The sequence below is a fragment of the Clostridium carboxidivorans P7 genome, assembly GCF_001038625.1.
Lineage (GTDB): Bacteria > Bacillota > Clostridia > Clostridiales > Clostridiaceae > Clostridium_AM > Clostridium_AM carboxidivorans.
Map to the genome: position 1 here is coordinate 5,264,162 of NZ_CP011803.1, position 16,921 is coordinate 5,281,082.

Annotated in this window: 15 protein-coding genes and 1 other RNA gene; 15 read left to right on the forward strand and 1 reads right to left on the reverse strand. The window is 29.5% G+C overall.

What is annotated here, in order from left to right:
- The 7 genes from ybeY (at position 1) to ppdK (ending at position 7,565) form a co-directional block, all read left to right on the forward strand.
- Positions 1 to 501 (forward strand): rRNA maturation RNase YbeY, encoded by a 501-nt coding sequence (ybeY, locus tag Ccar_RS23650; protein ID WP_007065094.1) that lies wholly within the window; start codon positions 1 to 3, stop codon positions 499 to 501.
- A gap of 28 nt (positions 502 to 529) precedes the next feature.
- Positions 530 to 1,231 carry a diacylglycerol kinase gene (locus Ccar_RS23655; RefSeq protein WP_007065093.1) on the forward strand — a complete coding sequence of 234 codons (702 nt, stop codon included), beginning with the start codon at positions 530 to 532 and terminating at the stop codon, positions 1,229 to 1,231.
- A 171-nt stretch (positions 1,232 to 1,402) separates the two neighbouring features.
- A complete protein-coding gene (gene era, locus Ccar_RS23660) occupies positions 1,403 to 2,284 on the forward strand; it encodes a GTPase Era (RefSeq protein WP_007061137.1) in 882 nt (293 codons plus the stop codon).
- Positions 2,285 to 2,379: 95 nt separating this feature from the next.
- Entirely contained in the window at positions 2,380 to 3,153 is a 774-nt protein-coding gene (recO, locus tag Ccar_RS23665; RefSeq protein WP_007065092.1) for a DNA repair protein RecO, read from the forward strand.
- A gap of 51 nt (positions 3,154 to 3,204) precedes the next feature.
- Positions 3,205 to 3,780: a DUF4342 domain-containing protein gene (locus Ccar_RS23670; protein WP_007061135.1), complete on the forward strand. Its 576-nt coding sequence runs from the start codon at positions 3,205 to 3,207 to the stop codon at positions 3,778 to 3,780.
- Between the two features lie 424 nt (positions 3,781 to 4,204).
- Entirely contained in the window at positions 4,205 to 4,846 is a 642-nt protein-coding gene (ccpN, locus tag Ccar_RS23675) for a transcriptional regulator CcpN (protein WP_007061134.1), read from the forward strand.
- 85 nt (positions 4,847 to 4,931) lie between these two features.
- Positions 4,932 to 7,565, forward strand: a complete 2,634-nt coding sequence (gene ppdK, locus Ccar_RS23680; RefSeq protein ID WP_007061133.1) for a pyruvate, phosphate dikinase — start codon at positions 4,932 to 4,934, stop codon at positions 7,563 to 7,565.
- 35 nt (positions 7,566 to 7,600) lie between these two features.
- Here the strand turns inward: ppdK and Ccar_RS23685 are convergent, their stop codons facing one another.
- Complete coding sequence (locus Ccar_RS23685) at positions 7,601 to 8,668, reverse strand: CotS family spore coat protein (RefSeq protein ID WP_007061132.1); 1,068 nt, start codon at positions 8,666 to 8,668, stop codon at positions 7,601 to 7,603.
- Between the two features lie 126 nt (positions 8,669 to 8,794).
- Here Ccar_RS23685 and Ccar_RS23690 point away from each other — a divergent pair, with 126 nt between their 5' ends.
- The 8 genes from Ccar_RS23690 to rnpB all read left to right on the forward strand — a co-directional run bounded on the left by Ccar_RS23690 (position 8,795) and on the right by rnpB (position 16,668).
- Positions 8,795 to 9,823 carry a deoxyguanosinetriphosphate triphosphohydrolase gene (locus tag Ccar_RS23690; RefSeq protein ID WP_007065091.1) on the forward strand — a complete coding sequence of 343 codons (1,029 nt, stop codon included), beginning with the start codon at positions 8,795 to 8,797 and terminating at the stop codon, positions 9,821 to 9,823.
- A 301-nt stretch (positions 9,824 to 10,124) separates the two neighbouring features.
- Complete coding sequence (gene dnaG, locus Ccar_RS23695; RefSeq protein WP_007061130.1) at positions 10,125 to 11,888, forward strand: DNA primase; 1,764 nt, start codon at positions 10,125 to 10,127, stop codon at positions 11,886 to 11,888.
- 23 nt (positions 11,889 to 11,911) lie between these two features.
- Positions 11,912 to 12,976 carry an RNA polymerase sigma factor RpoD gene (rpoD, locus tag Ccar_RS23700; protein WP_169823849.1) on the forward strand — a complete coding sequence of 355 codons (1,065 nt, stop codon included), beginning with the start codon at positions 11,912 to 11,914 and terminating at the stop codon, positions 12,974 to 12,976.
- Positions 12,977 to 13,068: 92 nt separating this feature from the next.
- On the forward strand, positions 13,069 to 13,956 hold the full coding sequence (locus tag Ccar_RS23705) for a PH domain-containing protein (RefSeq protein ID WP_007061128.1): 888 nt from the start codon (positions 13,069 to 13,071) through the stop codon (positions 13,954 to 13,956).
- Between the two features lie 20 nt (positions 13,957 to 13,976).
- Entirely contained in the window at positions 13,977 to 14,666 is a 690-nt protein-coding gene (locus tag Ccar_RS23710) for a tRNA (adenine(22)-N(1))-methyltransferase (RefSeq protein WP_007061127.1), read from the forward strand.
- Complete coding sequence (locus Ccar_RS23715; RefSeq protein ID WP_007061126.1) at positions 14,657 to 15,472, forward strand: Nif3-like dinuclear metal center hexameric protein; 816 nt, start codon at positions 14,657 to 14,659, stop codon at positions 15,470 to 15,472. Before Ccar_RS23710 ends, Ccar_RS23715 begins: the two co-directional genes overlap by 10 nt.
- A gap of 65 nt (positions 15,473 to 15,537) precedes the next feature.
- The gene (locus tag Ccar_RS23720) at positions 15,538 to 16,260 is read left to right on the forward strand and encodes a zinc ribbon domain-containing protein (protein WP_007061125.1); all 723 of its coding nucleotides are present in this window, start codon (positions 15,538 to 15,540) and stop codon (positions 16,258 to 16,260) included.
- A 56-nt stretch (positions 16,261 to 16,316) separates the two neighbouring features.
- An RNA gene (gene rnpB / locus Ccar_RS26195) (RNase P RNA component class A) lies at positions 16,317 to 16,668 on the forward strand.
- Positions 16,669 to 16,921: the final 253 nt, after the last annotated feature.

Here is a 16,921-nt window from a genome sequence, read left to right on the forward strand (position 1 = left end):
ATGATTTTTATAGATAATAGACAAAATAAAATAGAAATTTCAGATGAAATAGAAAAGAATATAGTAAGTATTATTGAGTATGCGCTGCAGGAGGAAAAAGTTAATATTCCTTGTGAAGTAAGTGTTATATTTGTTGATAATGAAAAAATAAAAGAAATAAATAAGGAAAATAGAAATATTGATAAAGTTACAGATGTACTTTCTTTTCCAATGCTAGATTATGAAAAGGGAAAGGTATTTAAAGATACTTATAAAGATTTTAATTTTTCACATGTAGATTTAGATGAGGGAAGCTTGGTATTAGGAGATATAGTACTTTCTCTTGAAAAAGCAAAGGAACAAAGTTTAGAATTTAATCATTCATTTATTAGAGAAGTAGTCTATCTTACCATACATTCAGTACTTCATTTGTTAGGATATGATCATATGGAAGAAGATGAAAAATCAATTATGAGAAAAAGGGAAGAGCAAATATTAGAAAAGTTCCATTTAACAAGGTAAATACATATAAAGAAAGTAGATGAAAGTTATGAGAGAAGTTAGAAAACTACTTGACAGTTTCAACTATGCTATAGAAGGAATTATATATGCAGTTAGAACTCAGAGAAATATGAAAATACATATGATTTCAGCTCTATTAGTACTAACTGCCTGCTTTTTTTATGATTTAAGTAAAATAGAACTTTTAGCCATAACAATAACTATCAGTATGGTAATTATGGCTGAACTTATAAACACAGCTATAGAGTTTGCTGTGGATGCTACAACAAATTACTACCACCCTCTGGTAAAGGTTGCTAAAAATGTGGCAGCTGGAGGGGTTCTAATAACAGCCATAAATGCTGTAGTTGTAGGATATATAATATTTTGGGACAAATTGAAGTATATAAACTTTATATTGATAATGAAGGTGAAAAGTACTAGTCCATATGTTATTTTTATAATACTAGCTATTGTATGTATAACTACTTTAGTAGCAAAAGCTATTTTTGGAGAAGGAACACCTCTTAAAGGAGGTATGCCAAGTGGTCACAGTGCAATAGCTTTTTCTATAGCTACTACTATAGCGCTTATTACTGGCCAATTAGCAGTAGTAATTTTAAGTTATATATTAGCTTTTATAGTTGCTCAAAGTAGAGTAGATTCCGAAATACATTCTATAGTTGAAGTTATTGTAGGAGGAATTTTTGGAACCTTAATTACTATATTATTGTTTAGAATATTCGGATAAAATGCTTTGAACTATTTATATTACAGATGTTAATAAAATAAAATATTGCAATGAATGAAGATAGTGCTATAATTTATTTACAACTTAATTATAATAAATATTAGAAATATAGAGAAAATATTAGTATAAACTTTTTACTTAAGAAAGATTATAAAAATAAGGAGAGAATTTATGTTTAAATCAGGATTCATAACAATAATAGGAAGGCCTAATGTGGGAAAGTCAACACTATTAAATTCAATAATGGGAGAAAAATTATCCATTGTTTCTTGTAAGCCTCAAACAACAAGAAATAATATACAAACTATACTTACAGAAAAAGATTTTCAGCTTGTATTTGTTGATACTCCTGGTATTCACAAACCAAAACATAAACTTGGCGAGTTTATGGTTAAAATAGCACAGGATTCAATAAAAGAAGTAGATTTAATATTATTCCTTACAAATCCAGAAGATGAGATTGGAAAAGGGGATATGTACATACTTGAACAATTAAAGGAATGTAATGTACCTGTATTTTTAGTTCTAAATAAAATTGATGAAAATACTCAAGAAAGAGTTGCAAAAACCTTAGATAACTATTCAAAGGTATTTAGTTTTGCAGAAATTATACCTATATCTGCATTAAAAGGAAAAAATGTAGATGAATTAAAGGAACTCATGGTAAAGTACATGCATGAAGGGCCTAAATATTATCCAGAAGATATGATTACAGATCAACAGGAAAGATTTGTTGTAGCGGAAACTATAAGGGAAAAAGCATTAAGATTACTTTCTCAAGAAGTGCCACATGGTACAGCTGTAGAAATTATATCTATGAAAAAGGATGAAAAGGGCATGTACCATATAGATGCTACTATATTGTGTGAAAAAGACTCACATAAAGGTATAATAATAGGCAAGAATGGTTCTATGCTTAAGAAGATATCCACTTATGCTAGACAAGATATAGAAAAATTTTTGCAAACTAGAGTTAATTTGAAGCTTTGGGTTAAAGTAAAGAAAGAGTGGAGAGATAGTTCAAGTATGTTAAAAGAACTTGGTTATAAATAAATTGCACACACTAAGTATATAATATACTTAGAATACGAAATATATATTCGATTATTATTAATTTTCAAAGTATACCACAAAAATTGTAAAATGTGTTGGTAGAGTGTGGAGGGGGTGGTTTTCTGTCCATATTTAAGACCAGGGCTGTAGTTATAAAAACTCAAGATATAAAAGAATCAGACAAACTTGTTTGGCTATTTAGTGAAAAGTTGGGAAAGATATCGACTATTGCGAAAGGTTCGAAAAAAAGTAGTAATAAATTATTTACTAGTACTTTGCAATTTTCCTATGGAGACTATGTAGTTTACAAAGGGAAAAGTCTTTATGTAATTAATGAAAGCACAGCTATAGATTCATTCCAAGAACTACTTAATGATTTAGATAAATTAACTTATGCATCTTATTTTTGTGAAATTATAGACATATCCATGCAGGATGAAGAAAGTAACAGGGAACTTTTCAAATTACTAATTACAGCTTTTTATTTTTTAAAGAATAAGGTTGTTGATATAGAAATTTTAGCAAGAGCTTTTGAAATAAAAGCTTTACAAGCTACAGGATATGGTTTTAATTTAGAACATTGCTGTATGTGTAGAAAAAAAATAAATACTTCTAACTATATAAGTTTCCAGTATTCTGGAGGGGTTTGCCAAGAATGTGCAAAAGTCAATGGTATTAATGTAAGTTATCCAGCATATAACGCTCTTAAATATATATCTAAAATTCCTCTAGAAAATGTATATAGAGTTAATTTATCAAAAGAAATAAAAGATGAGCTTTACAAAGTATTATCTCAATTTATTGATCAAAGTTATTTTAGAAGACCTAAAAGTTTGGATATACTTAATTGTTTAACAAAATTTGAATGATGTGAAATTTAAATTATATAATTGATAAACTATTAAAAAGGAGTGAAGTAAATGAGTGAGATTACATTAGAAAAAATTGATATCGTAAGAGAGAGAACTGGAGTTACTTATACAGAAGCTAAGGAAGCCTTGGAGGTTTGTGAAGCAAATGTAGTGGATGCATTAATATATCTTGAGCAAAATAAAAAATCAACTATGAATGACATATATACAACAAAAGATGAATTTTTAGATTGGATAAAGGATCTAGTTAAAAAAGGCAACATAAATAGAATAAAGATAAAAAAAGATGATAAAATAGTTGTTGATATTCCTGTTAATGCAGGTATTGCGGCCACTTTGACAGTATTAGTATGGCCACCACTTATTGCTATAGGCATATTAACAGCAGTGTTTACTAAAGTTACTATAGAAATTACTAAGGATGATGGAAGTATAGAAATAGTAAATAAAGTTATAAAAACTAATATGAAAGATACAATGCAAGATGTAAAAGATAAGGTATTTGATGCTGCCAATACTGTAAAAGAAAAATTTTCAGGTAAAAATGAAAATAAAAAAGAAGAAAATACTTATAGCTATACTGTAAAGTTTGATGATATAGAAAATGATGATAAGGATAAATAAGGCTGAAAAATAATTGGAAAGTCAGCGATAAATAAATTTCTAAGTACTAGGTTCTATTTAGCCTAATACTTAGAAATTATTATTCAGAGATATAGATGTTCTTTATTCTAGAAATATAAAACTAGAGTATTGTAATTGATAGTCAAAGAATAAGATTTTCATTGCTGATTTTTTATTATATCATAAAATAAATACATAATTTGGATTAATTGTTCATAAATGAAATTTAAAGATAATTAATGAAAATTAAAGAAAAGTATGATTAATGTAGAATATTCAGTCAATTTAAAACAAAAAATAAAAGTTATATATTACTTATTGCTGTATAATGTTATAATAATGATAAGTACATATAATACACTAAAGCTGAGTAAAACTTCTTTAACTAAAATTTTTATCTAAAAGTTAAGGATAAAGAGGGAGGGTGAGCATTATTAAGTTATCACCAAGGCAGGAACAAATAATAAAATTAGTAAAAGAGTATGAGCCTATAACAAGTGAAAAATTAGCATCTAAATTGAATGTTACAAGGGCTGCACTGAGGCCAGATCTGGCTGTATTAACTATGACAAGTATCCTAGATGCAAAGCCAAAGGTGGGGTATATATATTCACAAAAGCCTTCTTATAGTTTGGTATATGATTATATAAGAAATATCAAGGTACAGGATATAATGTCTAAGCCTGTAGTAGTGGATGAAAATACAACAGTGTATGATGCTATAGTACATTTATTTTTGAATGATGTAGGAACATTATTTATAGAAAATAATGGAGTACTTACTGGTGCTGTTTCAAGAAAAGATTTTCTTAAAATAGCTATGGGTGGTACGGATATGCATAAAGTACCTGTAGGTATAATAATGACTAGGATGCCTAATATTGTGTTTGTTGAAAAAGAGGATAATGCATATTTAGCTGCACATAAAATAATGGAACATGAAGTAGATAGTTTACCTGTAGTAGAAAAGTCTTATAATGGAACAAAGGAAATACTTAGAATTGTTGGCAAGGTTTCTAAAACTAATATAACAAGATTGTTTGTAAAAATGGGGGAAAATAGCTAAATTATAAATTGTTAGGTAGCGGATAAATATCCGTTAACATATACAAAAAAATATAGCAAAAAAACAATCAAAGGGGATGTTACTTATGGAAAACAAAAAATACGTTTATCTTTTTAGTGAAGGTAATGCCACGATGAGAAATTTGTTAGGTGGAAAAGGTGCTAATCTTGCAGAAATGACAAATTTGGGGATACCAGTTCCGCAAGGTTTTACAGTGTCCACTGAAGCCTGCACTAAATATTATGAAGATGGTAAAGTAATAAATGAAGATATAGTTTCTCAGGTTTATAGAGCATTGAGTACTATGGAAGAAAAGACAAATAAAAAGTTTGGAAATGTAGAAAATCCTTTATTAGTTTCAGTAAGATCAGGAGCCAGAGTTTCAATGCCAGGAATGATGGACACAATTTTAAATTTAGGACTAAATGATAATACTGTAGAAGGCTTAAGTAAACTAACAAATAATGAAAGATTTGCTTATGATTCTTATAGAAGATTCATACAAATGTTCTCAGATGTAGTTATGGGGATTGAAAAAAGAAAGTTTGAAGATGTACTAGATAAAGTTAAAGAAGTTAAAGGAGCTAAATTTGATACAGATTTAAGTGCTTCAGATTTAAAAGAGATAGTAAAACAATTTAAAGGTATATACATGAAAGAAATGGGCAAACCATTTCCACAAGAGCCTAAAGAACAGTTAATTGAGTCTATAACTGCAGTATTTAGATCTTGGGATAATCCAAGAGCCATTGTTTATAGGAGATTGAATGATATACCAGGAGATTGGGGAACTGCTGTAAATGTTCAATCAATGGTATTTGGTAATATGGGAGAAACATCAGGAACAGGTGTTGCATTTACTAGAAACCCAGCTACTGGTGAAAAACTTATATTTGGAGAATATTTGATCAATGCACAAGGTGAAGATGTTGTTGCAGGTATAAGAACACCTCAACCAATTGCAAAATTAAAAGGGGATTTGCCAGAATGCTATGAGCAATTTATGAGTATAGCACAAAATCTTGAAAATCATTATAAAGATATGCAGGATATGGAATTCACTATAGAGCAAGGCAAATTATATTTCTTACAAACAAGAAATGGTAAGAGGACAGCTCAAGCTGCATTAAAAGTAGCTGTTGATATGGTTAATGAAGGTTTAATTACAAAGAAGGAAGCTATATTAAAAGTTGAACCTAAACAACTTGATGCGCTTTTACATCCCAACTTCGATCAAACAGAAATAAAAAATGCCAAGGTGATAGCTAAAGGATTACCTGCATCACCAGGGGCTGCTTGTGGTAAGGTTTACTTTACGGCAGAAGAAGCTAAAGAGCATCATGAACAGGGAGAAAAAGTAGTACTTGTAAGATTGGAAACTTCCCCTGAAGATATAGAAGGAATGGCTGCAGCTGAAGGAATACTTACAGCTAGAGGTGGAATGACTTCACATGCGGCAGTAGTTGCAAGAGGCATGGGTACTTGCTGCGTAGCTGGTTGCGGCGATATAAGAATAAATGAAAAGAATGAAACTTTTGAAGTAAGTGGAAATGTATACCATAAGGGAGATTACATATCACTAGATGGTAGTACAGGAAATGTATATGGTCAAGCAATTAAAACAGTAGAACCAGAAATAAGTGGTTATTTTGGAACATTTATGGCTTGGGCAGATGATATAAGAACATTAAAAGTTAGAACTAATGCAGATACTCCAAGAGATGCGATGCATGCGGTTAAGTTTGGAGCTGAGGGTGTAGGACTTTGCAGAACAGAGCATATGTTCTTTGATGAGGATAGAATACCAGCAGTTAGAGAGATGATAATTTCAAAAACTGAAGAACAAAGAAGAAAAGCTTTGGTTAAATTGCTGCCAATGCAAAGAGAAGATTTTATAGGAATTTATGAAGCTATGGAAGGCAAACCAGTAACTATAAGATTTTTGGATCCACCACTACATGAATTCTTACCTACTGATGAAGAGGACATTAAAGATTTAGCTAAAGAAATGGAAGTAGGCTTTGAAGAATTAAAGGCAACAGTTGCATCTTTACATGAAGTTAACCCAATGATGGGACATAGAGGATGCAGACTTGCAGTATCTTATCCTGAAATAGCAGAAATGCAAACAAGAGCAATAATAGAAGCTGCTATAGATGTTAAAAAGAGAAAGAACTATGATATAGTTCCTGAAATAATGATTCCACTTATAGGTGAGATTAAGGAATTAAAATTTGTAAAGGATATAGTTGTAAGGGTTGCTAATGAAATAATAGATAAATCAGGTATCAAATTAAAATATTTAGTAGGTACTATGATAGAAATACCAAGAGCTGCTATTACAGCTGATGAAATAGCTAAAGAAGCTGAATTCTTCTCATTTGGAACAAATGATTTAACTCAATTAACATTTGGTTTCTCAAGAGATGATGCAGGTAAATTCTTAGGCGATTACTATGATAAGAAGATATATGAATCTGATCCATTCCAGAGATTAGACCAATCTGGAGTTGGCAAACTTGTTAAGATGGGTGTAGAGCTTGGAAAACAAACAAGACCTGATATTCATCTTGGAATATGTGGAGAACACGGTGGAGATCCATCTTCTGTTGAATTTTGCCACAGTGTTGGACTTGATTATGTATCATGTTCACCATTTAGAGTTCCAGTAGCAAGACTTGCTGCTGCACAGGCTGAAGTTAAAAATCCAAGAAAGTAAAATATTAAACTGCTGGCTTTAAGTCAGCAGTTTTGTTATATTATTTTAGTTTTAAATTTATTTTCAATGTATTTTCCAAATTTTATTGCAAAATCTAACTGATTGTTGTCATATTCTAAAGAATTTTTAAGCAGATAAAAAAAAGAATTATGGTTGCATTTGGCCATATTATTGTAATAATCTCTGGATAATTTCCAGAATTTTTGTGGAAAACTTAAATAAGCAAGAATATATTTATAGTCATCTATATTCAGTGGATTAATATTATTATATAAATCTAAGCATTCTAGTGTAAGCTCTAAGCTCCAGTTATTATTAGTTCTCCGGAGTAACCTTCTAAGAAAGTAAGAAATATCATGGCAGCAATAATCTATGCCGCACTTGTCAAAATCTATAACCCATACATTACTGTTATTGTCAAAAATTATATTTTTATTTACGTAATCAAGGTGACATAGTGATATACTAAGGTTTTCTTTACACATATTTGAAGATACTTTTACTGAAATTTCAGCCAGCAAAGAATTAATGTTAAAATGTTGTAGAAATAATTTTGAAAATTTATCTTTGTATTTAAATGCAAGGTTAGAACAGTTTAAAATTTGCTGAAAATGTTTATTGATGGAGTAAGGAAAGTTTTCTAAGTTTTTTCTAAGTGAACTTCCAGTTATAGGTGTAAAATTTTTACCTTTAGCATGCATTAATGATAAGTTATCTATAGAGGAAGTAATATGTTCTTTAATATCATAATCACATTTAATACCTTCTATCCATGGAGTTAGTATAAATAACATATTGTTAAAATTAACAAACCTTCCTCTGTCATTATTAGGAAGTATTCTTGGAACATTTATATCGTTTCTAAAAAACCATTCTATAGCAGAATAGACAAATAGTAATTCTTGTTTCGAAAAGTAAACTTTTTTTAAACAATAGGTCTTATCCAAATAATCTACTTTATAAACAGCTCTTTGTTTATCTGTATTTTTAAATTTAACTCTTTCTATTTGTGCTTGACTAAGTTCATAGTGTGGGAGCACGTATTTTTGCACATTTTCTTCAGATAATAAGGTTATATTACACTCTTTAGCAGGGTGAGGCATTATTAATAACAACTCCTTAAAAAGTTATCTCCATATAATAATATTAAAAAACTTTTTACAATATACATTTACATTAAAAAAAGGAGTTTTAGTATAAATATAGAATTAGATTATAAGGTGGTTTATATGATTGTAAGAGAAAAAATTGAAAAAAATGAAAAATTAATTCTAATAGAGCAAGCAGCATTTTCAGCAAATTCTAGGGGAAGAAGGACTCATGAGAGGAAAGATGAAATAAGAACTTGTTTTATGGTAGATAGAGATAGAATAGTTCATAGTAAGTCGTTTAGAAGGCTTAAACATAAAACTCAAGTATATATAAAAACTTGGGGGGATCACTATAGAACAAGACTTACACATACTTTAGAAGTGTCACAGATAGCCAAAACTATAGGTAAGGGAATAGGACTTAATGAAGATTTAATTGAAGCTATTGCAATGGGTCATGATATAGGACATGTGGCTTTTGCTCATAATGGAGAAGAAGTTTTGGATAAGCTGCTTCCAGATGGTTTTAGACATAATGAACATAGTATTAGGGTACTAACTAAGTTAGAAAAGCAAGGCAAAGGTCTCAATCTTACTGAAGAGGTATTAGATGGCATACTTAAACACAGTGGATTTTCGAACTCGGCCTCAAGAGCCTTTACTTTGGAAGGTCAAGTTGTAAAATATAGTGATAAAATAGCTTATGTAAATCATGATATAGATGATTCCATAAGAGCTAGATTATTAAAACAAAGTGAACTTCCAAAGGATTTAATAGCAGTGCTTGGAAAAAATCATGGTAAAAGAGTAGATACATTGGTTAAAGATTGTATTTATACAACTACAAATAATATACAAAATAATATAATGGAAGTATCTTTAAGTAAGGAAATAGGAGATGCATTGGCAAAGCTTAGGGAATTCATGTTTGAAAAAATCTATAAGGGTTCGGTGCTCAAAACGGAAAGAGATAAGGCGAAATTTGTATTGGAACAAGTTTTTAATTATTTCTTAAAAAATCCTCATAAAATGCCTTTGCTATACAGAAATATTGTAGAAAGTGAAGGGTTGTACAGAGGAGTAACAGATTACATAGCGGGAATGAGTGATGACTATTGTTTATTGTTATTCAATGGTATATATGTACCTAAAATTGTTATTTATTAAGGAATAATTTTTAGTATTAAGTGGGTAAAATAACAATTGAACTGTTATAAATTTATATATTGGATTTATTAAAATTAGCTGTGATTTTGAAGGAAATTTAATTTTTATAAAGAATATATATATATTATCTAAGTGTTTAAGAGAAAAAATATTTAATATTATAGAAGGAATGTAGTAATTTATGTCGAATATATTTATTCTCAAGTATATATGGAAACACTGAAAATAAATGATAATGATATTGACATAATGGAATTGTTTATAGTTCCATATAATAAAAAAAGATGGGTGGTAGTATCTATTGATATCGGAAGATGTCATCCAAAGAGTAAAAGAAGAAAATGATATAGTGGATGTTATATCTGAAACTGTAAAATTAAAAAGGGCAGGAAGAAATTATTCAGGATTATGTCCTTTTCATCACGAAAAAACTCCATCATTTAGTGTATCCATAGACAAACAAATATACAAATGTTTTGGATGTGGAGAAGCAGGAAATGTTATAACTTTTGTTATGAAAACAAAAAATCTTTCTTTTCCTGAAGCAGTAAGGTTATTAGCAAATAGGGTGAATATAACTATTGAAACTGATGAAAACAATGTACATAAAGATACTTTTAAACAATTATACAAACTTAATGTAGATTCTGCAAGATATTTTTTTAATTGTTTAGGAGAAAATGCTAATGCAAAACAATATTTGCTAAATAGGGGTATAACAGAAAAGACTATAAGAAGTTTTGGACTTGGATATTCAGCTAATAGTTGGGATGGATTGTTAAGACATTTAAAGAAAAAAGGTTTTACTGAACTAGATATGCTTTCAAATGGACTTATAATTAAAAGCCAAAAGGGATCTTATTATGATAGGTTTAGGAACAGGATTATATTTCCCGTTTTTGATTATAGAGGAAGAGTTATTGGATTCGGGGGCAGAGTGATGGACGATTCAAAGCCCAAATATTTAAATTCTCCAGAAACCACTCTATTTAAAAAGGGAGTAAATCTTTATGGACTAAATTTTGCAATAAAAAATAATAGGGAAAGAATGCTCATTATAGTTGAAGGATATATGGATTGTATATCGCTTCACCAGTATGGAATAACTAATGCGGTAGCTTCTTTAGGAACTGCTTTAACAACGAATCAAGCTAAACTTATAAAAAAGTACGCAGATAGTGCCATAATAGCTTATGATGCAGATAGTGCAGGACAAATGGCTACTATGAGGGGACTTGAGATATTGAAAAAAGTAGGACTTGATGTTAAAGTATTAAAGGTTCCAGAAGGAAAAGATCCAGATGAATATATAAGAAATAATGGAAAAGAAGCATTTATAAAGCTTATAGAAGAAGCTCTCCCATTAGTAGATTATAGAATAAAAAAGATTAAAGAAAATATTGATTTTAATAATTCAGAAGGTGTTATTAAATATGCGGAACAGGCTCTTGAGATTATATCAGATTTAGATGCTATAGAAAGGGAAATATACATTAAAAAATTATCCGAAGAAACTGGCATTAGGGATCAAGCTTTATATGATATGATCAATACTAAAATTCAAAAAAATGTAAAAAAATCAGAAAATATGAATATAGATAACGATTTTGGACAAAAATTATATTTAGAACCTGCATATTTAAAGGCAGAGAGAGGGCTTTTAAAAGCCATTTTTAAAGATGAAAAAGCGCTTGAATATGTAGAAAAAAGTATAAAAAGAGAAGAATTAATACTTGAAAGTCATAGAAAGATATATGATTATATTGTTGAAAATATGCAGTATGATGAGGAAGAACGACGAAAACGCATAGAAGTGAAATGTGATGATATAGATACTTCAAAAGAGTGGGTCAATATTATAGAAGCAGATTTTATATATGACAGCAGTGATTATGAAAATATAGTAGATGATTATATAAGAGGTATTAAAAAATTCAAATTAGAAGAGTCTAAGAAGCAAATTATGAATAGAATAAAGCAATATGAGATAGACGGAAAACTTGAAGAATCTTTAAAGTTGGCCCAAGAACTTATTCAAATACAAAAAAAGATTGGTGGTATGTAGTAATGACTGATGGAGGAAAAAAAATGAAAGATAAAAGTGCAAAGATGCAAATAGTTAAAAGACTTATAGAAAAAGGTAAAAAAACTGGCACTTTGACTTATAAAGAAATAATGGATGAATTAGATGAAGTAGATTTAAGTCCTGAACAAATAGAAAAAATATACGAAGTGCTTGAATCTATGGGAATCGAAGTTGCAGGTGATATTCAGGAAGTTGAAGTGGATGAAAAAGATTTAGATTTATCTGTTCCAGAAGGTATAGCTATAGATGATCCAGTAAGGATGTATTTGAAGGAAATAGGTAAGGTACCTTTGCTAGCACCAGAAGAGGAGATAAGTCTTGCACAAAGGATAGAGAATGGTGATCAAATTGCTAAAAAGAAATTAGCAGAAGCTAACTTAAGACTTGTTGTTAGTATTGCCAAAAGATATGTGGGAAGAGGTATGCTTTTCTTAGATTTAATTCAGGAAGGAAACCTTGGACTTATAAAAGCTGTAGAAAAATTTGATTATAGAAAAGGATACAAATTTAGTACCTATGCAACTTGGTGGATAAGACAGGCAATTACAAGAGCTATAGCTGATCAAGCAAGAACTATAAGAATACCTGTTCATATGGTTGAGACTATTAATAAATTAATAAGAGTTTCAAGACAACTACTTCAAGAATTAGGAAGAGAACCTCAACCAGAAGAAGTAGCTAAAATTATGGAAATGCCTGTAGATAAAGTAAGAGAAATAATGAAGATTGCACAAGAACCTGTGTCATTAGAAACTCCAATAGGTGAGGAAGAAGATAGCCATCTTGGAGATTTTATACCTGATGATGAAGCACCTGCACCTGCAGAAGCAGCAGCCTTTACTATGCTTAAGGAGCAACTTATAAATGTTTTAGATACTTTAACACCAAGAGAGGAAAAAGTACTAAGACTTAGATTTGGATTAGATGATGGAAGAGCTAGAACACTTGAAGAAGTCGGAAAAGAATTTAATGTTACAAGAGAAAGAATAAGACAAATAGAAGCAAAGGCTCTAAGAAAATTGAGACACCCAAGCAGAAGCAAAAAACTAAAGGACTATTTAGATTAAAGCACCCTATTATAGGTGCTTTTATCATTAAAAGTTTTAAGCACAGTATACTTTAGTAAACTATGTTATAATGTATAAAGGAGGGTGGTTAAGTGCAAGTTTATAAATCAGTTAAGGGATCCGGAGTATATTATATTTTAGGCATGAGTATATTGGGTGATTTACTATTAGGAGTTCTATTATTTCTAATAGATTCTTATGAAGTATTAAGTATATTAAAAGTTGCTATTATAGTTTTTAATATATATCAACTATACTATATACTAATATGTAGTTCATTAAAATATTTTGTGGACGATGATGGCATACAAATTTTAAGTGTGTTAAAGCTTAAAAATATAAAAATACCATTTACATCTATACAAGGATATCAAAAAGCACAAGGACATATAAGAGGCATGAAGCTATCAGGATGTGGCAAGAATCATTTTGCTATTGGAAGAGCCATAGTTGAAAAAATAGGAAGTACTTATATGTTTATTACTTCAACTAAAAATATAATTTATTTAAAAACAGATGATATAAACTATGGATTATCTCCTGAAAATTTTCATGAGTTTGAGAAAAATTTAAATGATAAAAATGTAAATTGTATAAGTTGGGAATACAAAGTTAATAAGAATGTAAATTTATATAAAGATAAAAAATTTTTTATTCCATTTATTATAGTAACTGTAGCAGTTCTTATCCTTACACTGAATCCAATAATATTGTACTTTTGCAATAAGCTTCCGGCTATGATGCCTTTAAATTTCAGTTCACACTTCGTGGCTATAAAATTTGGTACAAGTAAACAGTTTGCATTTAAACAGATGGTTTATGGAGTACTTAATATGGCAGTACTATTTTGTATGTATAATGCAGGATATCTTTGTGCTCGATATGATAAAAAATCTGCATATAAGTTTATTTATGTGCCTTTAATTTTAACATTTGTTTTTCTTATTATGCAAATTAGAATTTTACTTACGTTTAGATAAATAGAATGGAGAATATATAAATGGAACTTAGCTTAAGACTTAAAACCATAGTAGGTTTGGTAGATAAATGTAATTGTGTTGCAGATATAGGTACAGACCATGGATATGTGCCTATAGAATTGATAAAAAATAATACTTGTATTAAAGCTATTGCTTCTGATATAAACAAGGGACCAGTAAAAAAAGCAAGTATTAACATAATATCTGAAGATTTACAAGAACAAATAGATTGTAGACTGGGCGCAGGATTAAATACTGTAAAAGTAGGAGAGGCTCAAGGAGTCATAATTGCTGGAATGGGAGGAAATCTAATTCGGGATATTATAGAAGAAGGATTAGAAGTTTTCAAAAAATGTGAATTTGCAATATTACAGCCAGTACAAAATCCTGAAGTTTTAAGAGAATATATATATAAAAAGGGATATAATATTATTGATGAGGAACTATGTATTGACGAAAACAAGTTTTATGAGATAATAAAAATAAAATATGATAATAAAGTTGAAAAGGTTGATAGTATTTTTTATGAAGTAGGTAAATCATTGATAGATAAAAAACATCCTCTTGCAGCCCAATTTATAAAATTTAAGATATCAACATATAATAAAATATTAGGTAATATAAAAGATGATACGAAATTAGCTGTGGATAGAAAAGTCGATATTAAAGTTAGAATTCAAAAGCTAGAGGAGTTGCTTAAATGTCTTTAAGAGTAAGAGATATTAATAGTATAATGGAAAAATATGCACCATCAAAATTCAAAGAGGATTATGATAATGTAGGTCTTATGGTAGGGGACATGGAGTGCGAAGTAACATCCATACTTGTGGCATTAGACTGTACTTTGGAAGTTATTAATGAAGCCAAAGAAAAAAAGTGCAATTTTATATTAACCCATCATCCATTACTTTTCAAGAAACCTTTGAATATAACTAAAGGCACTTTATTGGGAAAAAAAATAATAGAGCTTATAAAGAATGATATAAATGTTTATTCAAGTCACACTAATCTTGATTCTGTAAAAGGAGGTATTAATGATACTATAATGCAGCTTTTAAACTTTCAGGATTATAATACTATAGAACTTTCTAAAAGAAATGAGGAAGATGATAAGGTTTCAGGCATTGGAAGAATTGCAAAGCTCAAAGAAGCTATAACAGTTGATGAAATGTGCAGCAGAGTAAAGAAATGCTTAAATGTTCCTTTTTTAAGATATTCAGGTGACGAGGATAAAATAATAAAGAAAGTTGCAGTTATAAATGGCAGTGGACAAAGTTATTTTAATGAAGCTAAAAAATTGGGAGCAGATTGTATAATTACAGGTGACACTACATATCACTATGTTAGCGATTTTGAAGAAGAAAACATAGCTGTTATTGATGCTGGACATTTTGATACAGAATGGCCTGCTGTAGTGTTATTGGCTAAACAATTTAAAAATAAAATAGAAACTATGGGTTACAAAAATTCTGTTTTTATATCAGAGTCTAATAAAAATCCGTACAAATATAAATAGAAGTGGGTATTTAACATGCTCATTTCTATTTTTTATTTAAAAAAGAATTAGTGGGAGGATAAAAAATGAGTTTATTGAAGCAACTTATCGAGATTCAGGATAATAAAAAAAATATTGCAGTATGTAGTAATTTAATTAATAATCATGAATATACTGGTAATTTAAAAAGAGTAAAGAAAGAATTTGATATGGAAAAAAGTAAATTTAAAAATAACGAGAGTGAAATGTCAAATTTAAGAAACAAATATCAAATGGCAAGTAGTAATCTAAATAATGATAAAGATGAGTTAGAAAAAATTAAATTTGAGCTTTATAATAATGCAGGAAGCGATTTGAAATTAATAGATGCACTGCAAAAAAAGTTTAATAAAAAGCAGGAAGGTATAAAGATAGTAGATAATCAAGTTTTAAAGTTATTAGAACAAGAAGAAAAATTGAGTTCTGAAAAAGAAAGCTTAAAAATAAAACTTTCTAAACTTAAAAATGATTTTTACACATATAAAAATACAGAAGGTAAAAAAATTAATGACGCAAGAGAAAAAATAAAAAAATCAGAAGAAGCTATTAAGGAATTAGAAAAACTTATTCCTGTTGATATTTTAGAAATTTTCAATAAGATATGCAGTTCAAAGGGTACAGGTGCAGCAGAGCTAAGGGATAATATATGTTCAGGATGTAAAGTAAAAGTTTCTTCCATGACTATAGATAATGTAAATAAACAGCAAAGAATAGTATACTGTGATAACTGTGGAAGAATAATTTATTGTAATGAAAAGAAGAATTTTTAAAGTATGGTTAAAATTTTATTTGTAATTTCAATTTATGTGTGATATTATAATATTCGTGAGTAAGTCAGACAATCGCTGCTGTAGAAATACAGGAGAGGAAAGTCCGAGCTCCATAGGACAGGGTGCTGGGTAATACCCAGTCAGGGCAACTTGAAGGAAAGTGCAACAGAGATATACCGCCATATGTGTTTATCACATATGGTAAGGGTGGAAAGGCGAGGTAAGAGCTCACCAGCGCATTGGCGACTTTGCGGCTATGTAAACCCCATCTGGAGCAAGATCGAATAGAGAAGCGTTAAGGGGTGGTCCGTCCCGCTTCCGGGTAGTATCGCTGGAGCCTATTAGTAATGATAGGCCTAGATAGATGATTGTCTAATACAGAACTCGGCTTATAGATTTGGTCACATATTTAAAACACTAGCTTTGTGCTTGGTGTTTTTTTATTTTGCCACCGTTTTTCCACCATTATAATGGACTAAGTAATTTAGTAATTTGTATTTGGATCAATGAATTATATACTATAGAGTTAATTTATTAACTTTATAGTATTTTTTGTATACTTTTGTGAATAAATGTAGAATTCCATGCGAATTACCTTATTTCATTGAGTTTACAGCGCTTTTAGTTGGAATAATTAATAAAAACGAAATGATTGTATTTT

Coding starts and splice junctions, on each gene's coding strand:
- ybeY (WP_007065094.1), top strand. CDS start 1: ATGATTTTTATAGATAATAGACAAAATAAAATAGAAATTTCAGATGAA.
- Ccar_RS23655 (WP_007065093.1), top strand. CDS start 530: ATGAGAGAAGTTAGAAAACTACTTGACAGTTTCAACTATGCTATAGAA.
- era (WP_007061137.1), top strand. CDS start 1,403: ATGTTTAAATCAGGATTCATAACAATAATAGGAAGGCCTAATGTGGGA.
- Ccar_RS23670 (WP_007061135.1), top strand. CDS start 3,205: ATGAGTGAGATTACATTAGAAAAAATTGATATCGTAAGAGAGAGAACT.
- ppdK (WP_007061133.1), top strand. CDS start 4,932: ATGGAAAACAAAAAATACGTTTATCTTTTTAGTGAAGGTAATGCCACG.
- Ccar_RS23685 (WP_007061132.1), bottom strand. CDS start 8,668: ATGCCTCACCCTGCTAAAGAGTGTAATATAACCTTATTATCTGAAGAA.
- Ccar_RS23690 (WP_007065091.1), top strand. CDS start 8,795: ATGATTGTAAGAGAAAAAATTGAAAAAAATGAAAAATTAATTCTAATA.
- rpoD (WP_169823849.1), top strand. CDS start 11,912: ATGAAAGATAAAAGTGCAAAGATGCAAATAGTTAAAAGACTTATAGAA.
- Ccar_RS23710 (WP_007061127.1), top strand. CDS start 13,977: ATGGAACTTAGCTTAAGACTTAAAACCATAGTAGGTTTGGTAGATAAA.
- Ccar_RS23715 (WP_007061126.1), top strand. CDS start 14,657: ATGTCTTTAAGAGTAAGAGATATTAATAGTATAATGGAAAAATATGCA.
- Ccar_RS23720 (WP_007061125.1), top strand. CDS start 15,538: ATGAGTTTATTGAAGCAACTTATCGAGATTCAGGATAATAAAAAAAAT.